10 protein-coding genes are annotated in these 23,182 nt (G+C 60.3%); 7 read left to right on the top strand and 3 right to left on the bottom strand.

Annotated features, from left to right (window positions below; genetic code table 11):
* Position 1: 1 nt before the first annotated feature.
* Positions 2–4,492 (bottom strand): MupA/Atu3671 family FMN-dependent luciferase-like monooxygenase, encoded by a 4,491-nt coding sequence (locus tag AC1DLT_RS25925; RefSeq protein WP_477488667.1) that lies wholly within the window; start codon positions 4,490–4,492, stop codon positions 2–4.
* 433 nt (positions 4,493–4,925) lie between these two features.
* Here AC1DLT_RS25925 and AC1DLT_RS25920 point away from each other — a divergent pair, with 433 nt between their 5' ends.
* The 4 genes from AC1DLT_RS25920 (at position 4,926) to AC1DLT_RS25905 (ending at position 15,773) form a co-directional block, all read left to right on the top strand.
* A complete protein-coding gene (locus AC1DLT_RS25920) occupies positions 4,926–11,468 on the top strand; it encodes a type I polyketide synthase (protein ID WP_477488666.1) in 6,543 nt (2,180 codons plus the stop codon).
* A 128-nt stretch (positions 11,469–11,596) separates the two neighbouring features.
* The gene (locus tag AC1DLT_RS25915; protein ID WP_477483463.1) at positions 11,597–13,048 is read left to right on the top strand and encodes an oligosaccharide flippase family protein; all 1,452 of its coding nucleotides are present in this window, start codon (positions 11,597–11,599) and stop codon (positions 13,046–13,048) included.
* A gap of 310 nt (positions 13,049–13,358) precedes the next feature.
* Positions 13,359–14,759: a glycosyltransferase family 4 protein gene (locus AC1DLT_RS25910; protein WP_477488665.1), complete on the top strand. Its 1,401-nt coding sequence runs from the start codon at positions 13,359–13,361 to the stop codon at positions 14,757–14,759.
* Positions 14,760–14,987: 228 nt separating this feature from the next.
* Positions 14,988–15,773, top strand: a complete 786-nt coding sequence (locus AC1DLT_RS25905; protein WP_038545991.1) for a response regulator transcription factor — start codon at positions 14,988–14,990, stop codon at positions 15,771–15,773.
* 396 nt (positions 15,774–16,169) lie between these two features.
* On the opposite strand, the gene AC1DLT_RS25900 is transcribed toward AC1DLT_RS25905, so the two are convergent.
* Positions 16,170–17,240 carry a hypothetical protein gene (locus tag AC1DLT_RS25900; RefSeq protein ID WP_477488664.1) on the bottom strand — a complete coding sequence of 357 codons (1,071 nt, stop codon included), beginning with the start codon at positions 17,238–17,240 and terminating at the stop codon, positions 16,170–16,172.
* A gap of 40 nt (positions 17,241–17,280) precedes the next feature.
* Entirely contained in the window at positions 17,281–18,012 is a 732-nt protein-coding gene (locus tag AC1DLT_RS25895; protein ID WP_477488663.1) for a GtrA family protein, read from the bottom strand.
* Between the two features lie 50 nt (positions 18,013–18,062).
* Between AC1DLT_RS25895 and AC1DLT_RS25890 the strand changes: the two genes are divergently transcribed.
* From AC1DLT_RS25890 to AC1DLT_RS25880, 3 genes are all read left to right on the top strand, one after another.
* Complete coding sequence (locus tag AC1DLT_RS25890) at positions 18,063–19,091, top strand: glycosyltransferase family 2 protein (protein WP_477488662.1); 1,029 nt, start codon at positions 18,063–18,065, stop codon at positions 19,089–19,091.
* The gene (locus AC1DLT_RS25885; protein WP_477488661.1) at positions 19,088–20,731 is read left to right on the top strand and encodes a glycosyltransferase family 39 protein; all 1,644 of its coding nucleotides are present in this window, start codon (positions 19,088–19,090) and stop codon (positions 20,729–20,731) included. Before AC1DLT_RS25890 ends, AC1DLT_RS25885 begins: the two co-directional genes overlap by 4 nt.
* A 562-nt stretch (positions 20,732–21,293) precedes the next feature.
* Positions 21,294–23,182: T1SS-143 repeat domain-containing protein (locus tag AC1DLT_RS25880; protein ID WP_477488660.1), on the top strand; the 1,889-nt coding region annotated here is incomplete at its 3' end.

Genomic DNA, 23,182 nt, shown 5'->3' with positions numbered 1-23,182 from the left:
GCTAGACCTTTGTTTCCACGCGAACCAGCGTCGGGCGCCGTTCCATCGCATTGCGGCGCAATGCGGCTCGCTCGGCCACCCTGCTCAGCTGGATATCGGCCTTACCCTTGCCGGCGATATGGTCGGCCAGAAGGGCAACCGTCGGGAAACGGAAGAGGTCGGTGATCGTCAGATCCGGTGCCAGCTTTGCCTTCATTTCGCGATGGACCTGCACAGCGAGCAGCGAATGTCCTCCGAGTGCAAAGAAGTTGTCGAAGATGCCGACCTTTTCGAGCCCAAGTGCGCGGCTGAAGACCTCGCTGATGTCGCGTTGCAGACTGTTGGACGGTTCTATGAACGTCGCGGGCGTGGACTGGACCTTTTCCGTCGGAGCCGGCAGCTTGTTGCGATCCACCTTGGCGTTCGGCGTCAGCGGGAAGGCCTCCATCGTCACGAAATGCGATGGTATCATCGCATCGGGCAGGGCTTCGGCGATATAGGCACGAAGTTCCTGTTCGGAAACTGCCGTGCCGTCCGTCCGAATATAAGCCACCAGGCGCACGTCGCCGGGGTTGTCCTTGCGAGCGACCACGACCGCCTCGCGGATGCCGGCGAATGTGCCGATCCGCGCTTCGATCTCGCCAAGCTCGATGCGGTGGCCTCGGATCTTCACCTGGTGATCGGTACGGCCGAGGAAATGCAGGACGCCGTTCCGGTCGAAGCGAGCAAGGTCGCCGGTCCGATAAATCCGGCCCTCCATGAACGGGTTCGGCAGGAAGCGTTCTTGCGTCAGTTGTTCGCGGTTGTGATATCCGCGGGCGACGCCGTCGCCGCCGATATAAAGCTCGCCGACATCGCCGGGCGGCACCGGATTGTAGGCGTTGTCGAGCACATAGAGCTGGGTATTGGCGATCGGATGGCCGATCGGCACGACGCCTGTCGATGGTCCGGCCGTGAATGTCGAAGACCAGATCGTCGTCTCGGTCGGGCCGTACATGTTTTCAATCGTCGCGTCGGTGACGGTTCGCAAGGCTGCGAGAAGCGAGCCCTGCAGCGCCTCCCCGCCGAGGAAGAGATGGCGGACATCGCTTAAGGCAGCGCGGTCCTCGTCGATCATCATGAACATGCGGGCCATCGAGGGCGTGCATTGCAGATGGGTAACCCGATGCTTGCGGATCTCTTCTGCAAAACCGTCTCCGGTCTCTTCGCTGACGGGATTCTTGCTCGTCTTGACCACTTCGGCTAACAGCGGCAGCCTTTCCATGACGATATCGTCGGCCAGGCCGAAATCGATGAGGCATGCAATGTCGTCGACGCCGGCCGCCTTGACCTGATCCAGCCTTTCCAGCGCATCCTCGACCGTGCCGAACAGGCCGCTGTCTTCGAAATAACGCAGGAAGGCGAATTCCAGGATGGCATCCATCTCCTCGGGCGCGAGCGACTGGAGGTCGATATCCATCGGCTGGGCGATGCCCTGTGGCTTCTTGAAGGCCGGAAACGCCCAGGCATATTGCTTGATGAGAGCGGCTGCGCTGCGCAGGTATTCCTTCATCGGGCCGCGCGCCAGATCCCGCACGTCGTTACGATCTTCGCCGATCAGGGTGTGCAGCATTAGCGTGACTTTGTAATCGGCGGGGTCGCGACCTGTCTCAGTGAGCGTCTGCCGATAGATTCGGATTTTTTCCGCAAGCTCGTCGACCGACTGGCCGAGCAAGTGGGTGAGCACGTTGGCGCCGAGCCGAGCGGCTTCCCGATAGCTTTCCGGATTGCCGGCGGTGGTTAGCCAGACAGGAAGTTCCTTCTGGACCGGCCGCGGCTGGGTCACGACTGCGACCGTGCCGGCGCCGAAATCGAAATCGACGCTGTCGCCACGCCACAATTTGCGGACGACCTCGATGTCGCGGGTCAGGCTCGCCTTGTTCTTCGGCGGCGCGTTTTCGGGCCGCAGCACGAAGTCCTCCGGCATCCAGCCGGAGGCGAAGGCAAGTGCGACGCGCCCATTGCTGAGATTGTCGATGACTGCCCATTCCTCGGCGACGCGCGCCGGATGATGGAGCGGCAGAACGCAGCTGCCGGCGCGGATTGAAAGGTTTTTGGTGACCGCCGCGACCGCCGCGCCGGTAACGGCCGGGTTCGGATAGGGGCCACCGAAGGCGTGGAAATGGCGCTCCGGCGTCCAGACGGAATCGAACCCATTTGCATCGGCAAATTTCGCGCCTTCGATCAGCAGGCGGTATTTGTCCGGACCAGCTCCGCCGTCATTGCCCCAGTAGAAGAGGCCGAAATCCAGATGGGTGCCTCTCCCGGCGGAAGACGCGCCCTTTGCCTTGGCTTCGATGACTTCCGAGGAATGGATGACGACCTTGAAGCCGCGGGCAAGGGTCCAGAAGAGTTCCAGAACGGAAATATCGAAAGAGAGGCTGGTGACGGCCAGCCAGACATTGCGACGATCGGCGGCGCGTGGCACCCGCTCGTCCATGCCGGCGAAGAAGTTGACCACGTTGCGATGCTCGAGCATCACGCCCTTCGGCAGGCCGGTGGAACCCGACGTGTAGATGACATAGGCGAGATTGCTGGAAGTCACGTTGGTTGCCGGGCGATCGGCCGTGGCGTGGTTTCTCAGGACATCTTCGACACACAGAAAATCGGTGCCATCAAGCGTCTCGGATTTTGCCAGCCGCCGCTCGGTCAGAACCAGTTTGGCGCCGCTGTCCTTGATCATGAATGCGAGGCGGTCGGCCGGAAAATGCGGGTCGAGCGGAATGTAGGCCCCACCCGCCTTCATGATCGCAAGCGCTCCGACCACCAGGTCGAGCGAACGCGGCAGGTATAGGCCGACGGTGACGTCCGGGCCGACGCCCTGAGTGACCAGCGCTTGCGCGATGCGGTTCGCCCGCTCGTCCATCTCGCGATAAGAAAGGGAACGGCCGTGGAATGCCAGAGCTTCGGCATCCGGCGTCCGGTCGACCTGCCGCTCGATAAGCTGGTGGACGCAGGCGGCGGTATCGTATTCCCGCTCAGTCCGGTTCCAGTCGAAGAGGACCATGTTCCTGTCGGCGTTCGACATCAGGGGCAAGTCCTGCAGCAGCGTGGCGCGGTCCTCGAACGCCGAGGCCAGGATCGCAAATGCCGTCGCCAGATCCTGTGCCTGACGTTCATCGACGCGTGCCCGATCGTAGACAAGGTCGGCCCTCGTCTCGCCAAGCCGGAAGGTCAGGGCGCAGCCGTCGATTTCATCGGTGAGCGCCGGATTGGAGATGTCCGCGATACCGACCGTCAGCTCAGCCGCGGTCAGGCCGGGATAACGGTCGACAAGATCGCGGCAATAACCCTGGCGTTCGTCCAGCACGTTGAGCAACCGGTCGACATGCCCGAGCAGGTCCTCGACCGAGACCTGCCCCGAGGCGTCGATCCGCAGCGGAATGGACTTGGCGAAATAGCCGGGGTGGCGGGCACCAAGGTCTATCAGCCTGTCGTTCGTATAAGCGAGGTCGAACGTCGGCTGACCGGAAAGACGGTTCAGGAAGGCTGCCGTCAGCGCAACCCGTTCCTGCCGTGAAAGCTGTCCGGTAAAGGGCAGGGGGATGGTGCGAATATCCGGTACCTGGCCGACTTCTGGCGCTTTTACATAGGGTAGCGTGATATCGGTGCTGGTTTCGAGCATGCGGCGGAAGAAGCCTTCATGTCGCGCAAGAGTGGAAACCGCTTGCGATAACGTGTCCTTCTCGCGGTCGTTCATAAGCGGCAGCCGGTCGCCGGGGCGCAGCACCGAGGAAAGGACCACCTGCCTGGCGCCGTCCTTGCGGATGGCTTCGAGCAGGACCGGCATGTCCGCGGTGCCGACCGTCACGCCATGGGCGCCGACCGAGAGGACCAGGCCGGGTTCGCCGTTCAGTTCGCCGTCGAGGACGCGAAGATTTCTGACGGTGAAGACGTCGTTGCCAAACTGGACCTTTGGCGTTGCCAGCGGGTTGAGATAGGTCGCGCCGAAATCCAGGCCGCGCACCAGGCGCGAAAGCTCACTTGCCGAAGCGGTAAAATCGAGGGTGCCGGCGGCCGGAGGACGCTTGAGCTGCTCGTAATAGGTGCGGCTCTTAAAATCCTGGCGGTGGGGGATCAGGGTACGGCGCTCGATGTCGCCGAGCACCTCGGAGAAAGTCGCAATCCCTGCTTCAAAGCATTTGGTGTTCAGCGTCAGCGCCGTCTCGTCCGCGCTGATCTCGAAATGCTGCTGCGCATAGATATCGCCTTCGTCGATACCTTCGGTGATTGCGTGCCAGGTGATGCCGTGCCGCTCGTGACCTTCGAGGATTGCCCAGGCGGGTGTGTTGAGACCGGCCATGTCCGGCAGCAAGCCGTCATGAAAATTGGTGGCGCCGATGCGCGCGTGCTGCCAGATCGCATCCGGGACCATTTTCAGGTTGGCGATGCTGAACAGCCAGTCGTAGTCATATTGCGTCAGCTGGGCGGCGTAATCGCCTTCGGGTGTTATGACCGGAATGTCCTGGGCCATCGCCCAGTTTCGAACCGATCCATTGGAGGTCGCTATGGCCTGGATCTTGTGTCCGCGCCCCCGCAGAATTTCAGCGCATTGAACCAGCAATAGTCCGCCACCGATCAAAACACACTTCAATTCGCCCATAAAGCTTGTCCCCACTCGTTGCTGTTCCAGGCACTTCGATAGAAACGGGGGGCGGTATAAAACTCAACATGCGCCTCACCACCCATGCGGATGATCGCGGCTAAGCCTGAATCGCGGGCCTTACCTGCCTCTCCCCCATACGGATGATGATGGTTTCCAAAGGAGTAATTGCGATTGCTTCTTAGCTGGAAGCACATTGAGAATGCGGGTTTGCGCTCGCGGTTTTTCAATGGAAGCGGAACGAGGCCAATGGCTCATTGGGGTGATGTCATCGGGCCGACCTCCGCGGGTTGGGACGGTATCGATGCTTGAGGGGTCTAACCAGGTCAGTGCCGGCGATATTGCGATCGTCGGCATGGCTTTGAGAGTGCCGGGTGCGCGCAATGTTTCGGAATTCTGGCAGAACCTGCGAGACGGCGTCGAGTCCGTCCGCACGTTTTCGCCGGAGGACCTGATCGCCGAAGGCGAAGATCCCGAGCGGCTCCATCATCCCAACTACGTTCCACGCGGCGCCGATCTTCCCGATATGGAAATGTTCGACGCGGAATTCTTCGGTCTGAACCCGAAGGAGGCGGCGATCATGGACCCCCAGCACCGCCATTTCCTGGAATGTGCCTGGGAAGCCATGGAGGATGCCGGCCGGACGCCGAACAATCAGCCCGGCCCGGTCGGTATCTTCGCCGGCTGCGGCATGGGCAGCTACTTCTATTTCAACGTCTGCAGCAATCGCAACCTGATCGATCAGGTGGGCATGTTTCTGTTGCGCCATACCGGCAACGACAAGGATTTCCTGGCGACTCGCGCCTCCTTCACGTTCGACCTGCGCGGTCCGAGCGTCAACGTCCAGACCGCCTGCTCGACGTCGCTGGTCGCGGTGCACTATGCCTGCCAGAGCCTGATTTCAGGCGAGTGCGACATGGCGCTTGCCGGCGGGGTGACGATCGAGTTCCCGCATCGGCGCGGATACACGTTCCAGGAAGGTGAGATCCTGTCGCCCGACGGGCATTGCCGGCCCTTCGATCATCGCGCTGCCGGGACTGTTTTCGGCAGCGGTGTCGGGGTAGTCGTGCTGCGCCGGCTTTCGGATGCGCTCCGCGACGGCGATGTGATCCATGCCGTGATCAAGGGCACGGCCGTCAATAACGACGGCGGCAGCAAGGCGGGCTATCTGGCACCGAGCGTCAGCGGGCAGGCTGAGGCGGTTCTGGAGGCTCAAGGGCTTGCAGGCGTCGATGCCGACACTATTCAATACATCGAGTGCCATGGCACGGGTACGTTCCTCGGCGATCCGATCGAGATCGAGGCGCTGACGGCGGCCTTCAGGCAGAGCACCGACCGGACCGGCTTCTGCCATGTCGGGTCGGTCAAATCGAATATCGGCCATCTCGATACCGCAGCGGGCGTCGTCGGCCTCATCAAGGCGACGCTTGCCCTCAACGAGGGTGAGATTCCGCCGACGCTCGGCTTCGAGCGCCCCAATCCCTCGATCGATTTCGAAAAGAGCCCGTTCCGGGTCAACAACAAGCTGGTGAAGTGGCCGCGTGCGCCGGGTCCTCGCCGGGCGGCCGTCAACTCGCTCGGCGTCGGCGGCACCAATGCACATGCCATCATCGAGCAGGCGCCGACCCGCTATGTGCCGGATGTGGTCAAAGGTGACGCGCAGGCCGGTGCCGATTCCGATCCGATGCTGCTGTTCCTTTCGGCCCGCCAGCGCAAGACGATCGACCAGGCGGCCGAGCGGCTCGGTTTGGCGATGTCAAACCAGCCCGGCCTTTCGCTTGACGATGCCAGCTTTACTCTGCAGCACGGCCGCAAACATTTCGACCATCGCATGGTGGTCGCCGTCCGTGGCCGTGAGGACGCCGTCGCGGTCCTCGCGAACCCCGGCGGCCGCGGTTTCGTTCATCAGCCGGTGCCGAACAACGCCGGTGCCATTTTCCTGTTTCCGGGCGGCGGCGCGCAATATGTCGGCATGGCCAAGCGGCTCTACGAGGAGGATCAGACATTCCGGCTGATCGTCGAGGAGGGGCTTTCCCATCTGCCGAGCGATGCGGCAAAGGAAATCCGCGCCACCTGGCTCGGGGAAAGCTCCGCAGCGACTGCAAAAGCCTTTCTCCGCCCGTCGCTCCAGCTTCCGGCCATTCTGATCACCGAAATCGGTTTGGCCCGCCTCTGGATGGATTGGGGTGTGAAGCCAAATGCGCTGATCGGTCATTCCATGGGCGAGAACGCCGCGGCCTGCGTTGCCGGCGTGATGTCCTTCAAGGACGCCGTCAATCTCGTGCACCTGCGCGGAAAACTGTTCGAGACGATCCAGCCGAGCGGCATGATGAGCGTGCCGCTCGATCACGACCGGCTTTCCGAACTGTTGCCGTCATCGCTCGACATTGCTTCGGTCAATGCGCCGTCGCTTTGCGTCGTGTCCGGCCTCAACGAGGATCTCGACACATTCCGGGAATTCCTGGCGGGGCAGTGCATCGACGCGACGCGCGTGCCGATCAACATCGCCGCGCATTCGCGGCTGGTCACGCCCATTCTCAAAGCCTTCGAGACTTTTCTGCGCGGTATAACCCTTCGCGCGCCGGCAATTCCGATCCTGTCGAATCGTACAGGCCTGCCGCTCAGCGCCGAAGAGGCGACGGATCCGATGTACTGGGTTGGCCACCTTCGTTCGACCGTCCATTTCGCGCACGGCATGGCCGCGCTTTCGGCCGAACCCGGACGGATCTATATCGAGGTCGGCCCCGGGCGGGTTCTGTCGTCACTGACGAAGGCGCAAGGGTCGATCCCCGCAAACCAGGTGATCAACAGCCTGCCGCATCCGGATGAGGCCGGCGATGATCGGCTTTATTTCCTCTCGGCCGTGGGACGGGCCTGGGCGACCGGCCTTGAAGTCGATATCGACCGCCTGTGGCAGGGCCGTTCGCCGCGCCGGGTTCGCCTGCCCGCCTATCCGTTCCAGCACAAGCGCTTCTTTATAGACCGTGCCGGAGCGAATGAGAGAGGCAAAAGCGCCGAGCCTGTCCTTTCGAAGGAACCGGATATCGCACGCTGGGGTTATCGTCCCTCCTGGAAGCAGACGCTTGCGGATCACGAACTCGGTGCCGAGAAAGAGGCGCAATCCTGGCTGTTCTTCCTCGATGATACCGGCGTCGGCGCGCGGCTGGTTGCTGCGCTGAGGACGGCAGGACACCGCGTCGTGACGGTGTCGCTGGGCGATGCTTTCATTCGCCGTAGCGCCGAGGATTATATGCTCTGCCCGGAACTGGGGCGTGCGGGATACGACGCCCTTGTTGCGGGACTTGTCGGCGATGGCGGACTGCCGTCGCGGATCGTGCATATGTGGCTTCTGACCCAGGCGGAAACCTTCCGGCCGGGCTCGAACTTCTTCCATCGGAATCAGGAATGCGGCTTCGACAGCATGCTGCATCTCGCCCAGGCTCTGGGGGATGCCGCCAGCGTTCCGGACATACATTTCACCGTTATCACCAACGGTATGCAGCAGGTTACGGGCGAGCCCTTGCCCTATCCCGAAAAGGCGACCGTTCTCGGTCCCGGCCTAGTGCTACCGAAAGAAATGAGCGGTGCGACGGTCAAGGTGATCGATATCGATCTGCCGTCCAAGGCTGAGCGGAACAGCAAGCGTTTCGCTTTTGCTCGTTCGGCAGAGAAAAAGGATGCCGTGGACCTGGCGCCATTGACCGAGCAGCTCTGGGAAGATCTGCACGCGAAGCCGGGGTCGGAACTGGTGGCGCTGCGCAAGGGTCGGCGCTTGTCGCAGATCCATCAGCGGCTGCCATTAAAAGAAGTGTCATCCGAGCGGGCAAAACTGCGTGAAGGCGGCGTCTATTTCTTCTCCGGTGGTTTGAGCGACGTCGCCCTGGCACTTGCGGACGAGCTCGCGAGCCAGTTCCGGGCGCGGATCGTGCTTGTCGGCCGCCTGGTTCTTCCGCCGCGCGAAAATTGGGAATTCTACGATCGCACCCACGGCCACGACGGAGTGCGGCGCGCGATTTCGGCGATCCGGGGGCTCGAAGACAAGGGAGCCGAGGTCCTTTATCTCGTCGGCGATGTCAGTAATCCGGAGCGGATGAGCCGGGCGGTCGAGACGTCGCTTTCCCGTTTCGGGGAAATCAACGGTGTCTTCCATGCTGCCGGCGCGGTCGATGACGGCCTGATCCAGACCAAAACCCGTGACAGCATCGACACGGTGCTGACGCCGAAAGTTCTCGGTACGACCGTCCTGGATGCGGCATTCGAAAACGTCGCGCTCGATTTCTTCCTGATGTTCTCCTCCACCAGCACCGACGTGGTGCGGGCGGGACAGGTCGATTACGTTGCCGCAAACGCCTATCTCAATGCCTTCGCGCAGAGCCGTTTCCATCGCACCGACCGGGCGACCGTCGCGTTGCACTGGGGCGTCTGGAACGAAGTCGGTCTTGCGGCACGAGCGCTTGGCGCGTCGGAAAGCGGGGGATGGATCAGGCCGGTTGCCGGCCCGGCAGCGGGTCCGTTCTTCCATCACTGGAAAGAGGACGAGACGGGATTGCCCTGGCTCGAGGCGCTGGTCAGCCCCGAGACGGAATGGATGCTCGACGAGCATCGGCTTCTCTCCGGCCAGGCGGTCATGCCGGGTACGGGCTATCTGGAATTGATTACACAGGCGTCTCGGGAACACGGACTTCCGTTTGCAGCGGAAGTGGCGGACCTCGTATTTCTGAGACCGCTTGTCTTTAGCGACGGAGAGATGAAAGCGGTTCGCGTCCGGCTGGAACCGGTGGCGGAGCATTTTCGCATTGTGGTTCTGGCAGGCCCGGCGGATGGCGAAGATGCGCTGTTCGTCAAGCACGCCGAAGCCGTCCTCAAACCGCAGCCGCAACAGAGACGCGAAACCGTCGACATCGCCACTATAGCCTCTTCGTTTGACGAGACACGGGTTGCCGGAGGCGGCAGCGCGCTTCGTGCTGTCCAGGAGAAGCATATTCGCTTCGGCCCCCGCTGGTCGGTGCTGCGCTCCATGGCAATCGGTGGCGGCAAGGCGATTGCGGAGCTGAAACTGGACCCCTCATATGCGGATGATCTTTCGAAAGGCGTTCTGCTGCACCCGGGCCTGCTCGACATTGCGACCGGCTTTGCCATGGAACTTGCCAAAGACTACGACGCCGAGACGTCGCTTTGGGCGCCGGCAACTTATGGCCGGGTGGTCCTTCACATGCCCCTGCCGGCCGAAATCATCAGCATCGTCAGGCTCGCCGACAGCAGCGATTTCGGCGAGGGTTATGCGGCCTTCGACGTGACGATTACTGACCCCGGCGGCAATGTTGTCTTCGAAGCCGAGAAGTTCGTCATGCGCAGGCTGGAGAATGATCTTGCGCTCGGTCTCGCACCCCAGGCGGATGCACCGGCTGCTGCGAAACCGAAACATGCCCCCCTGTCTCCGGCGATGCTGAAGCTCGGCACCCAGGTGCGCAACGGCATCCTTCCGTTGGAAGGCTTTTCGGCGCTGCAACGCGCACTCGGTACATCCGAACCTCAACCAATCATCAGTTCGATCGATCTCGACACCTTGCGCGAATGGATCGCCGCCTCTGCCGAAACCGCGACGCCGTCTGGCGACAATTTCGAGAGGCCGGACCTCGAAAGCGAATTCGTCGAGCCCCGCAACCCGATCGAGGAAACGCTGGCCGGTTATTGGCGGGAGCTTCTCGGCATCGCCAAGGTCGGCATCAATGACAGTTTTTTCGACATGGGCGGGCATTCGCTGATTGCAGTTCGCTTGTTTCGGATGATCAAGAAGCAATACACGCTCGACCTGCCGATCTCGACGCTGTTCGAGGCGCCGACTATTGCCCAGTGTGCCGAGCGCATCGCTGCCGAACTGCCGGGTGGCGGCGAGACCACAGGATCCGAAATGACGGCGAGTGTTCCGACGATGACGGCAAAGCCGGTTCATCTGGTGCTGATGAACCCCGGCAAGGACGCCAAGGCGGTGCCGCTGTTTATCTGCGCCGGCATGTTCGGCAATGTCCTGAACCTTCGCCATCTGGCTATGACCATGGGGGCGGACAGGCCGGTCTACGGATTGCAGGCTCGCGGTCTCTATGGCGACCACGAGCCGCACGCGACTTTCGAGGAAATGGCGGTCGATTACATCGCCGAGCTCCGCACCGTTCAGCCAAGCGGCCCCTATCTCCTCGCCGGTTATTCGGGCGGCGGCATAACCGCCTATGAAATGGCCCGACAACTTCAGGAGGCGGGAGAAGAGGTTTCCCATATGTTGATGCTGGACACGCCACTGCCGCGGCAACCGGGGCTGGATCTGCGCGACCGTATCACCATGAAACTGCAGGATATCTGCCGGCATAAAGCCAATTATCTCGCCAAGTATCTCCAGGACCGTCTGCACGACAAGATGAACGGCCGCGCCAAGCAAGAGGCGGAGCATCAGGCCGGCCCGACGGAGCATTTCAACAACGAGAAGATCGAGGTGGCGTTCAGGCGGGCGGCTCATCAATACCAGGTGAAACCCTATGCCGGAGCGGTGACGCTGTTCCGACCGAAGCCCGCCATCTTCTACCGGCTCAGCGGCGGACGCGGCCTCAAGGAGAACCGCGATATCCTGCTTTCCGACAACGGCTGGAGCGAGCATGTCGTGCAACTCAGTGTCTCTGAGGTGCCGGGAGATCACGACAGCATGGTGCTCGATCCTTATGTTCGCGTGCTCGCCGAGCGCATGCGCGCGATCGTTGCCGAGGCGGTGGAAAAACGGAAGTCAAAGGACGCCGGACCGGCGCAGCCGTTTCAAAGCAAAACCGTTGCCCAGAAACCGGTGATCGAGCTTGCGTAACGTTCCCCGGCAATCCGTTTCGATGCCGTCGCCCACGCTCGTGGCCTTGCCATTGGACGGGCCGCCGTCGCGACATCTTTCCCAGACGCAAAACCAGGCCAATAGAGTAGTGAAGTAAGGAGCCCGCGGTGGTCGAAGCAACAGTTTCTCCCGATTGGAATGGCGAACCTTCCGGTCCTGCGGGTGTGCTCGGCTCGCCCGCTCCTTCGGTCGAGGCACAGCCGCGTTTTCGCAATATCATCATGCGGGCGGCCGGCTGGTCGATGATGGGATATGTCCTGCTGCAGGTGCTGCGCATCGCCAGCAGCCTGATCCTGACGCGCCTGCTGATCCCGGAAATGTTCGGCATCATGGCGGTTGCCACGATGGTTCATGTCTCGGTGTCGATGCTCTCCGACCTCGGCCTCAGGCCGGCAGCGATCCAGAGCCGGATGGGAGACGAGCAATCCTATCTCGATACCGCGTGGACGCTGCAGATCCTGCATGGATGCCTGATCTGGTTTACCTGTGTGCTGGTGGCGATCGGCATCGGGCGTGCAGCCCATTACGGTCTGTTTCCCGCCGGGTCGGTCTATACCGTTCCCGAGCTTCCGGCGATCATCATGGCACTGTCGTTCTGCATGGTCATCATGGGCCTGCAATCGACGAAACTCATCTCCGCCTTCCGGCATCTGGATCTCGGACGGCTGACGGTTATCGAGATCACGGCACAGGTGATCAGCCTTACCGTTGCGGTTCTGCTCGCCTGGAAAACGGGGTCGATCTGGGCTTTCGTCGTTTCGACCTATGTATCCTGCATCGTCACCACTGTACTCAGCCATGTGTGGCTCCCCGGCGTGAATAACAGCTTTTCCTGGGAGAAGGAGGCGGTTCGGGATCTCATTCGCTTCGGCCGGTGGATCATGCTGTCGTCGATCCTGACGGTGGTCGCGGCCAGCGGGGATCGCGTCTTTCTTGCCGGCTGGACGAGCCCCATGATGCTCGGCCTCTATAGCCTGGCCTTCAATCTCATTTCGATGCTTGAGGGCGCAGGCGGACGGCTTTTCTCAACCGTCGCGATGCCGGCACTCAGCAAGGTGGCGCGGGAGCGGCCCGAACAGCTGCGCGGCATGTTTCTGAAAATTCGCCTTCCCTTCGACCTCGTGTTCATAGGAAGCGCCGGGGCGATCTTCTCAGGCGGCAAAGCGATCATCGAGTTTCTCTATGACGATCGTTATCTGGAGGCCGCGCCGATCATCCAGATACTGTCTTTCAGCCTTCTCACCACCCGTTTCGGACCGCTGTCGGCGATATACCTTGCCGTCAACGAACCCAGAAACCAGACCATTCTGAATTTCGTCCGGGCGATCTCGATTTTCGTCTCAATTCCGGTCGCCTATTATATGTTTGGATTTTACGGTGCGTTGTGGGCGATCGCCCTTTACGGGCTGCCTGTTTTTGCCGTGATATTCTATTTCAATCGGCGCCATGGCCTCCACAGCTTGTCCTATGAAGTCGGCGTGCTTCTGGCCTGGCCAGTCGGTTTTCTGGCCGGAACCCTCGCGACGCTGATTTTTGAGCACGCCGGCAGCATATTCTGATCGATCCAAATCAGAAGGCGATCCGTCCTCAGTCGAGCGGTGGTGGTGGACGATTCCGTCCTACCCCTAAAGCAGTAATGTTCTCCCACTTCCGATAGATTGATGAAGAGGGGAAGGCGAAATAACATTCATCATCAATACATACTTGTGACGGCCGGCGAGTAGCGGTTATTCAACCGTCACGTCAGCAGAATTTCATCAATTCAATTTGGAAATACTCCATGCACGACAACATAAGTTTCCGGAATGTTCTGGCGTTGGTGAGATTTTTCCACTGGGTTGGTGGCGTTGACTGCAAAGGGGTTTGTCAATGAGCGTGGCCGGGCCGCATTCCGATAGCCTTCCGCAGGTCTTCCGCGCTTTCGCCGATAAACTTTCCGAGCAGAGCCGTGCCGGAAACGGGTCTCACTCCAATGTTGCTAAGTCACCAGGCAAGACGCTTCGGCCCTTGTTGATTGCCGAGGCAGCGAATCCGGAATGGACCAGCGTGCCGCTGGTCGGCTGGAACCTCGCCCATGCGATCATGCAGAAGACCGACGCTCTGCTTGTCACGCAGGTCCGGAACCGGGATGCGCTTTTGCGCGCCGGGTTGGTCGAGGGGCGCGATTTCGTCGCCATCGACAACGAAAGGGTAGCGCGTGCCTTTTACCGTCTCAGCGAGCGCCTGCGGGGCGGGGAGAACAAGGGCTGGACGGTCGTGACGGCCTTTTCCTCGTTCTCCTACTATAGTTTCGAGCGAGAGGTATGGAAGCTGCTGGGCAAGCGGCTGATGGCCGGCGAATTCGACCTGGTTCACAGGATCACGCCGCTCAGTCCCACGAGCCAAAGCCCGATTGCCAGGAAGCTGAAAAAATATGGCATCCCTTTCGTCCTAGGCCCCCTCAACGGCGGCGTGCCTTGGCCGAAAGGTTTTTCGGACGTGCGAAGCCGTGAGCGCGAGTGGCTGTCGGCAATTCGCAAGCTCCATTTTCTGATGCCGTATTACCGGACGACGCGATCGGAAGCGGCAGCACTTATTGCGGGGTCCGGTCATACGCTGAGCGAGCTTCCCACGAACTGTGCGGAAAGAGCTTTTCTCATTCCGGAAAACGCGGCCGATCCGGATCGTTTTCCATTTCAGTTGCGTGAACTCTCCGGCAACAGGTTGGCCGTCGCCTTCATCGGCAGGCTGGTACCCTATAAGGGCGCAGACATCCTCATCGAGGCCGTGGCCGCCTATCGGGGGCGTTTGAACATCGAAGTTCTCATTGTCGGTGACGGTCCCCAGCGAAAAGAACTGGAGGAGACCGTGCGTCGAAAGGGGCTTCGGGATTCCGTCAAATTTGCGGGATGGGTGGAGCAAAGGGACCTGGCTTCAACACTGGCCGGATATCAGGTGCTGGCATTGCCGAGTGTCCGGGAGTTTGGCGGCGGAGTCGTTCTGGAGGCAATGTCCATGGGCCTCGTCCCGATCGTTGCCAATTACGGAGGCCCGCCGGAGCTCATCGACGATCAATCCGGCATAGCGGTAGACTTCCACGATCGCGAGACGTTGATTACCGGTTTCACCAAGGCGTTCGAATACTTGGAAAGCAATCCCGGGCTTGTCGCTCTACTCAGCGACGCAACTTCAAGACGTGTTCGAGAAAGATACAGCTGGCATGCCAAGGCGGCTCAGATGTTCGAAATTTATAACTGGATCCTGCATGGCGGTCTAAAGCCTATATTTTGACGTGTGCGTTAACTATAAGCAGATATCCAATTCCCTATCGGAACTTAGCTCGCCACTTTGATAAATATTTTTATCTATTTGCTTACTTGCTGATAGACTAAATTACGTATCAGTTGTATATTGACGTTAATAAAAGGTTGATGAGGTGGTAAGACAGTCTGTTGGCGTACTTATAGTTGTGGTTCCTGAAGGGGACAATCAGTCCTAGACTTCAGGCAAGGGGGTAAGATGAGTTCCACACCAAGCGGCTACAGCCGTTCTCCTGCTGTGGCAGATTCCTTTCGCATTATGAATGACATCCCGAAGCTCGCCGAACGAGATGATCGCGGCGGTGAGGGGGTAAACCACGATGGATGCCTGGTGATCATCGACGCGAGAGCGCTTGATCGCGAATGCCTTGCCAAAGCCCTCATCGGGCGTGGCCTCGAGATGGATGTCTGCGCTGTCGGCTCCATCGAAGAATGGAAGTTAGAGAAAGATCTCTATCCGCCCGTTCAAGCCGTCCTATTCAATATAGGCAGCCGAAAGGCCGACGATTCAGCACTCGCGGCCGACATCTCGAAATTGACGACCGAGTTCAAGTCGCCGCCGATCATCGTGCTCTCCGACTCCGATGATCTCGCGCAGGTCGTGAAAATGCTCGAGTATGGGGCTCGGGGTTTCATTCCGTCCTGCGTCGGCATCGGCGTCTGCGTGGAAGCGATCGGCCTGGCAGTTGCCGGCGGGATTTTCGTTCCTGCAAGCAGCGTCCTCTCCATGAGGCATCTGGTCAGCGCTGCGACGCCGTCGGCTGAACATCGGCCGCTCTCGGGGATGTTCACGCTGCGCCAGGAAGCGGTGGTCGAAGCGCTTCGCAGGGGCAAGGCCAACAAGATCATTGCCTACGAGCTTAATCTTCGGGAAAGCACGGTCAAGGTCCACATCCGCAATATCATGAAGAAGCTGAAAGCGACCAATCGAACAGAGGTCGCCTACAAGCTCAATGACCTCTTCCCGTACGGAGCGGCTAACTAGATCCGCCGTTCACCTGACGGACCATCCCCAAGATATCACGGCTGCGAAATCCGAATGTTCGCAGCTGCATGAAGACTACCAAAAACCACGTCAACGCTGGCAGGGGCGTCGCCGCGGTACTGCCTCCTGACCTTGAAGAACTCCCGGCAGGGATCGTTCTTTGACGTTGGTGGTCGTGCATGCGCCATTGCATTGGCGAGAGAGAAGGAACGGCGTAGCGCGCGCGTTCTGAAACGAATTGCGAATTCAATCTGTACGCCATCCAATCTGGCAGTCAGGGCAATGCCGATAGGGGTTCGGTGTGCCGAGACCGTGAGATCGGCTTCGTGTGTCCTGGCGGTCGGATGCGGGATCGTCGGGCCCCGCCGGGCATACCATCATCGGGATGACAAGGAGTTAGGGCGACGGCTTTGGCAGGGCCTTCCAATTGGGATCCGGCCAGACAAACGGGTTGTCTCCGGGTTTCGGATGGATTTCGGCAAAATAGCTCTGGCAGCGACCGACTTCGTTCGGCTCACCGGCCAGCGTCCAGTAGCTTCGGCAGACCTTTTCGACGATGACGTGCCGGCATTCTTCCATGCTCGGCGGGTCCAGGCTTTCCTGCTTCAGAAAATCGCGAGTGACGGTCCAGGCAATCTTCTGCAGTTCCTTTGCAAGATCCCGGGGTATGGTCGGCGGTGCCGCGGCACCCTCTGGCGACTGATGATAGATCGACGCGTAGTGGACTGCGGCCACAAAATAGATGCCGATATCGGTCAAATGGACATTGTCGCGGAAAATCCGATCCAGTTTCTGCCTGGTGCTTCCCGTCAGACCGACAACCTTATCGTCAAGTGTTCTTTTCACCAGTTCCACCAGCGCCGTGCCGGCCGGCACGACAGAGAGATTGGCCGGGCGTTTTTCAGCCTGCAGCGTCAGCCTCGCTTTCTCCGCTATGCATTGCCAGACAACCGACGCGTTCGTCTCGTGTTCCAGCCAAAGCGCGGGCTTGTCCTTGTCGACATCCAGCCAGGTGTGGACATAGAGAGTTCGGCCGTTCGGATTGCCGTCGAGAAGGCGGTCGTGAAAGTGGCGCAGGTAGCCGATCGCGTTTTCCCATATGATCGAGCCAATCGACCCATGGCCTTCCGCCACGACAAGCGTGTCGTAGGGTCGTCCGGTGCGGACATGGGTCGGGTGCAGCAGCTCCTCAATGACATTCATTTCGTCGCCATTGCGGTTCTTTCCGTATTTATATCCGGCCCAGCCGCTGCTTTCGGCGTCGTCGCCCCGGGTGCGGACCCTCAGAGGCGAGCCGATGACGATCTGTTCCTCCCAGGCAATGGTCTTGCCCTGGCTTTTGGCGATCAGCTCCACCCAGTCGGGCAGGGGATTGTCGATCAGGCTATGGCCGGTGAAGAAAACCTGTGCGGAATTTCGTGCATCGGAGACCGGCTTGGTTTCTTGCGACAGTGCGGCGCCAGACAATAGACATCCGAGAGATGCTATGACGAGGCGCTTGCGTCCTCTAGATCCGGTCAAGAGCATTGGCCTTCTCCTTTGATCTGGAGGTGTCTCCCTGCAAAGCTGCGAAATGTACCGGCTTGCCGGTTTCCGGTTGTCCGGTCGGAACCAGCTTGTCCACGCCCGATGCGCTGCCGAACACCCAATACTTGTTGAGAAGAAAAAGCGCGGCCGGGACGAGGGTCGCCATGAAGGGCAGGGCATAGATGCCTGGATAATCCAGCCACGTGACGATCACGAAGACGATCGACGTATTGAAGGCGAACCCCGCGACACTCGCAGCCAGAAAACGCGTCAGGCGGGCGGATGTGAGCCAACGCCCACCCGCATCGTCCCGAAAGGTCCACCCTGCTTGTCCGGTGAAAGAAATTCCGAATGCCAAGACAAAGGCGATGGCGTTGGCCGCCAGGGGCTCGACAACGAGAAGTTCGGTCAGCGCCGAATAGATGATCAGATGGGCGGCCGTCGCAAGGACGCCAACGGTTGCAAAGCGCCAGATCTGTCCGATAAGCACCGCCGTTCCTGATCGGCGTTGAGTTCCGGCCGCTGATCTAGCTAGTTCAATCATCAGACCCGCCCCAATCAGGAGTGCGCATGATTTCGCGGACAGAAGGCCCTCGAAATCTTCACGAGACGACCATACACGTCGGACAGACGCGCCATCATCCTGCCCAAAAGGCGTAAGGCTGACAGCATCGGAGATGCAGGTGGTTCCATCAAAAGCATAAGTGGGCAAGGGTGGAGAGGTCGGCCTAGGATTGCCACATCGAACCCGCGAGGACCGCGATGCCGAAGCGCCCAATCGAGAGCAGGCCAATATCGACGATCAGTCTGATCATCCCGGTCCACAACGAGGAGGCGACCATAGCGCCATTTCTGGAAGCGGTCCAGGACGCCCTGGATCCTTTGCGCGACGACGGTATCCTGTTCGAATTCATCTTCATCAACGATGGCAGCCGGGACCGCACCCTCGATCGTCTGACGGAGGCCCAGCACGGTGAGGCGCGCATCCGGATCATCGACCTGTCGCGCAATTTCGGCAAGGAGGCGGCAATGACGGCGGGGCTCGATGCCTGCCAAAGCGATGCCGCGATTCCGATCGACGTCGACCTGCAGGATCCTCCCCACGTCATTCCCTTGCTGATTGCGAAATGGCGCGAAGGTTTCGACGTGGTGCTGGCCAAGCGGGCGGACCGTTCAAGCGACGGCTTTCTCAAGCGCCACACCGCCTCGATGTTCTACCGGCTGCACAATCTGATCGCCTCGCAGGAGATACCGTCCAATGTCGGCGATTTCCGGCTGGTAGACCGCCAGGTGATCGAAGCCCTCAGACAGCTTCCGGAACGACGCCGTTTCATGAAGGGCCTGTTTGCTTGGGTGGGCTTCAAGACCACGATTGTCGAATATGTCCGGGAGCCGCGCATCGCAGGGCAGTCGAAATTCTCTGGCTGGCGGCTTTGGAATTTCGCGCTGGAGGGAATCACCTCCTTTTCGAGCGTGCCGCTGGAGATCTGGACCTATGTCGGGGCATCGATCTCGCTCGCGTCCTTCGGTTACGGCCTGCTGACCATCTTCAAGACACTGTATTTTGGCGTCGAAGTCCCCGGTTATGCGTCGCTGCTGGTCAGCATGCTGTTCCTCGGCGGTATCCAGCTGATCGGTATCGGCATACTCGGCCAGTATCTCGGACGCGTTTATGCCGAGATCAAGCAGCGACCGATCTATATCGTGCGCCAGAACCCCGCCGCGCAGGCTCCGCAGGACAATCTCGTTTCGATCGGTCCGAGAGTGCGCCGTCGACGTGCCACGACATGAGCGCCAATATGGACGCCGTGCGAACCGCCTATCAAAGGGCAATCAGGCGCAAGGACGCTGCCGCCGAATTTGAGAAATCTTCACCGCGGCGCGGAAAGCCATCGGACGTATCTGGCGATACCCGGAGATGGGGCAACATCCCGATCTTTCTCCTCGCGCTGATCGCCGCCGGCATAGCGCTCCGAATTCTCAACCTGACCCTCGACGCCTCGCTCTGGGAAGACGAGGTGTTTTCCGTCGCGCTGGCCGAAAGCCCGCTGATCGACCTCCTATTCGCGGCGTTGCGCTTCGACACGCATCCGCCGCTCTATTATGTCCAGCTGCACTTATGGGCGGCGTTCGGCGACAGCGACCGCTGGTACATCCTCAACTCCACGCTTCTGAGCATTGCAGCCATCGCGGCGATCTACGAGGCTTGCAGGCGCATTTACGACCGCAGCGTCGCGCTCTGGGCAGGCGCCATCTTCGCCGTGATGCCGCTCCAGCTTTTCTTTGCGGAAAATGTCCGCATGTACCCGATGCTCGCCATATTGGAGATCGCCCTCTGGTACGTGCTGCAGACGATGGTGAGAGATCGCCATGCGTCGAGAGGGCGGCTCATCGCGGCGCTCTGCCTCGGGCTTGCCGTAACCCTCACCCACGGGCTCGGGTTCTTCGTGACCTTCTTCCTCTTCCTGCATGCGGCGATCCGGCTTAGACGGGCCGCCCCCGGCCGGGATCTGCTATTCCTGATAGGGATCTACGTGGCGGTGGCGCTGGCCGCGCTCTATCCGCTGGTGATCGGGGCAATCCGGCAGACGGAGGGTATAGCCGGTTTCGATATGCCGACGATCGGTATCCATCTGACGCTGACGCTTCTCGGCCTGGAGTTTCCATGGCCAACCGTTGCGGGCTTCCTGATGCTGCCGCTGGTGACACTTCTGCCGCTTTCCGAACCCCGGGCCCGTTGGCCCGGCGGTCTCCTGGTCCTGTTGCCGCTTGCGGTGCTGCTCGCCATCTCGCTGCTCTTCAAGCCGGTCTTCATCTACCGGACGCTGGGGCTCTTCCTGCCGTTTCTGGCAATCTCGCTCGCCCTTTATGCCGATGCGGTTTTCAGAGCTCATGCCGTCGCACAGCGGTTTATCGTCTCGGCCGTTGTTCTGCTGATGTTGGCCGGCGGCCTGAACTACACCCTGAAATTCGAAAAGCGAGGATATCGCGAGATCATAGCCGCATGGGAGGCACAGTCTCCGACGGACGCCGTCCTCATGACGAACGGGCCTTCGGAATTCTGGGCAGTCCTGCGATACCTCAATAACGGAGAGGGAAGACGGAGCGCCCTGGAGGTTCAGCCGCCGGTCAGGGACGGCATGCTGCGGATCAAACAGAAACTGGAGGGTGTCGGCGCCGCGAGCCTGGGGCTGTTCGGGCGTTCGAATTATGCCCAGGTCGGAAACCGCAGGATCTTTCCGTATTTCGCCGAGGATGTCGCGTCCGGCCTTTCTGCCTTCTGGACCCTCAATCCTCCGAAAGCCGGCTGCGCCCTGGCGAATGCGGGAATTGGTGCGGCTGTCTCCGGCTACCGGGAGGATGCCGATATCTCGCTCAGCGGCCACCATCTTACCGAATGCCGCAATTTGAGGTTCGGCCCGAAGGCATAAACCGCGCCATGCGGACCCGGCGGGGTAGGGGCCCGCGAGAGATGATATAAATTTTATTAAAATTTTATGTAGTATAATCGGCGGATTGTTCGGCTTCTTACGGAGCGTTGCTTGAATGACCGAGCAATCATCGTTTCCGGCAGCGAGTCCGCGGGTCTGCCAAAGCAGACCTCGCATGCCAGCCAGTAAAATCATCGCGTTATAGCTTGCCTGGCTTATCCAACACCCAATCTGATTGGGCCTATCCGCCACCGGCCAGGCAAAGTTGCGGGCCGAATCAACCCTCGTCCGTCGGCGAATCGGTTGCCTGAGACGACCCTAGCCCGATCAGGTCGAGCGTATGCCTGTAGCAATCATCCAAGATACCGTTCGGAAACCATGTTTTTAACCCGGTAGGGGCAAGATGTGTGGCTTTAATACGTCTCCCGGGACCCCAGTTAACCTTCCGTCAACAATTCCTTTCCCCGCACATAACCGGCTATATCCCGAAGGTTAAGGAACTCTTGCTTTATATTTGGGGGCGGAGTTGATTGCGGCACAGTTTTTATTGGGGGTTAGAGTCATGTCCGTTGAAGATCCGCGCCTGTCGAACATCTCGGAAGAAAATCTGACTGAGAATTTCTCGTCGGATATCCAGGAGGAAATTGCATCCTCCTCGACACCTTCTCCGATCGAGCACGAGATCCAGGTGGCGCAGGCCGGCGATGGCCGCACCCCGACGACGGGCCGTGTCCCGACGGATCCGAACGCGCCGGTCGCTCCTGCAGCTCCGGCAGCGGAAGTGACCCCGGATGCCAACAACATCGTTCACCTGGCGGCAAACGTTGCGATTGACGATGTCCACGTCGACGGCGCCAACCTGATCCTGGTCCAGGCGGACGGCACCGAGATTGTCATCCTCAACGGCGCCACCAAGATCCCGACGATGCTGATCGGCGAAGTCGAGGTTCCCCAGCAGGTGCTTTTCGCAGCGCTGGAAGACAGCGGCATCAACGTCGCGGCCGGCCCCGATGGATCCTATAGCGCAAGCGGCCGCCCCGACAGCTCCGGCGCTCAGTTCGAAGACTCGATCCAGGGAAACCAGAACGGCCCCATTCAGCTGGCATCCCTGCTTGGCGACACGGACTTTGGTGGTGGCGGAGGGCTTGACGCCCAGACGGGCGCAGACGATCAGCCGATTGCTATCAATATGTCGACGCCATTTGCTCTGACCGAATCGGTGCTCGCTGACGGCATCCCCGGTAACGAGACCATCACCGGCGTGCTGCAGTTCGACGGCGGCGACGACTTTGGAATTGTGACTTCGGTCAATTTCAACAACGCCAACGATCTGAACGAGGGACCGACCCCGACCCCTGGCGCCTCGGAGGCGCTGTTCTCGGGCGGGCATCCGGTCACCGTCACGACATCTCCGGACGGCCTGACGGTCACCGGGACGATCACGGTTGGCGATGTTACCACCGCGGTATTCACGTTCCACGTCACGAATGCGGTCACTGGTGAGTTCACCTTCACGCAATCCCAGCCGCTCGATCATCCGGACGGCAACGAGGTCAGCACCGACGATATTCTGCGGTTGAACTTCTCGTTCACGGTTACCGACAAGGACGGTGACGCATCCACCGGTTCGTTCATGATCGATATCGCCGACGACGGTCCGTCGATCAGCGGTCCAGTGAAGCTCGCTTCGGTGAACGAGGACGATCTTTCGAATGGCAATGACGAGGGAGAATCGCACGAGAGCCTCGTCAGTTCGGCAGCTCTTGGCATTTCCTGGGGTGCGGACGCCAATGTCAAGGGCGAGTCGGAAGGCGACACTTTCGGTCGCTCGATTGCCTTCAATAGCGACGGCCTGCCGCAGAACCTGACGTCGGGTGGCGTTGGAATCGTCTATGGCGAGGCGACGGTTTCGGCCAATGGTACGGTGACCATAACGGCATACAAGGGCGTCGAAGGTCCGGCGGTGTTCACCGTCACCCTCGATCCGACCTCCGAGCATGGCACGGCGACGTTCGAGCTGAAGGGGCCGCTTGACCATGCTTCCGACAGCGATGCTCTTCCGCTGACTTTCAATTATACGGCAACGGACGCCGATGGCGATTCGCAGACCGGCAGCTTCTCCGTCACGGTCGACGACGATATTCCGACGATCGGCGAGAATTCGCTGGTGCAGCTCGATGACGATGCGCTGACCGGCGGTAATCCGGCAGGCAACGGCGATGATGCCGACTCCGTCAATGCGACGGGCGTACTCGCGCATGCTTACGGCGCCGATGGCGCCGGCTCGGTGCTGTGGATCGGCAGTGGCCTGACGCTGCCTGAAGGCTTCACCGCGACGCCGTCCGAAGACGGCAAGGTGATGACCATCTATCAGGGCGAACGCGCGGTCGTTTCGATCACCATCACCGACACGGTGACGGGCGCCTATGAGGTCACCGCCTATGAGGTCAC

This window comes from Neorhizobium sp. 05N33, from assembly GCF_056397445.1.
This window is presented reverse-complemented; position numbering and strand designations above follow the sequence as displayed.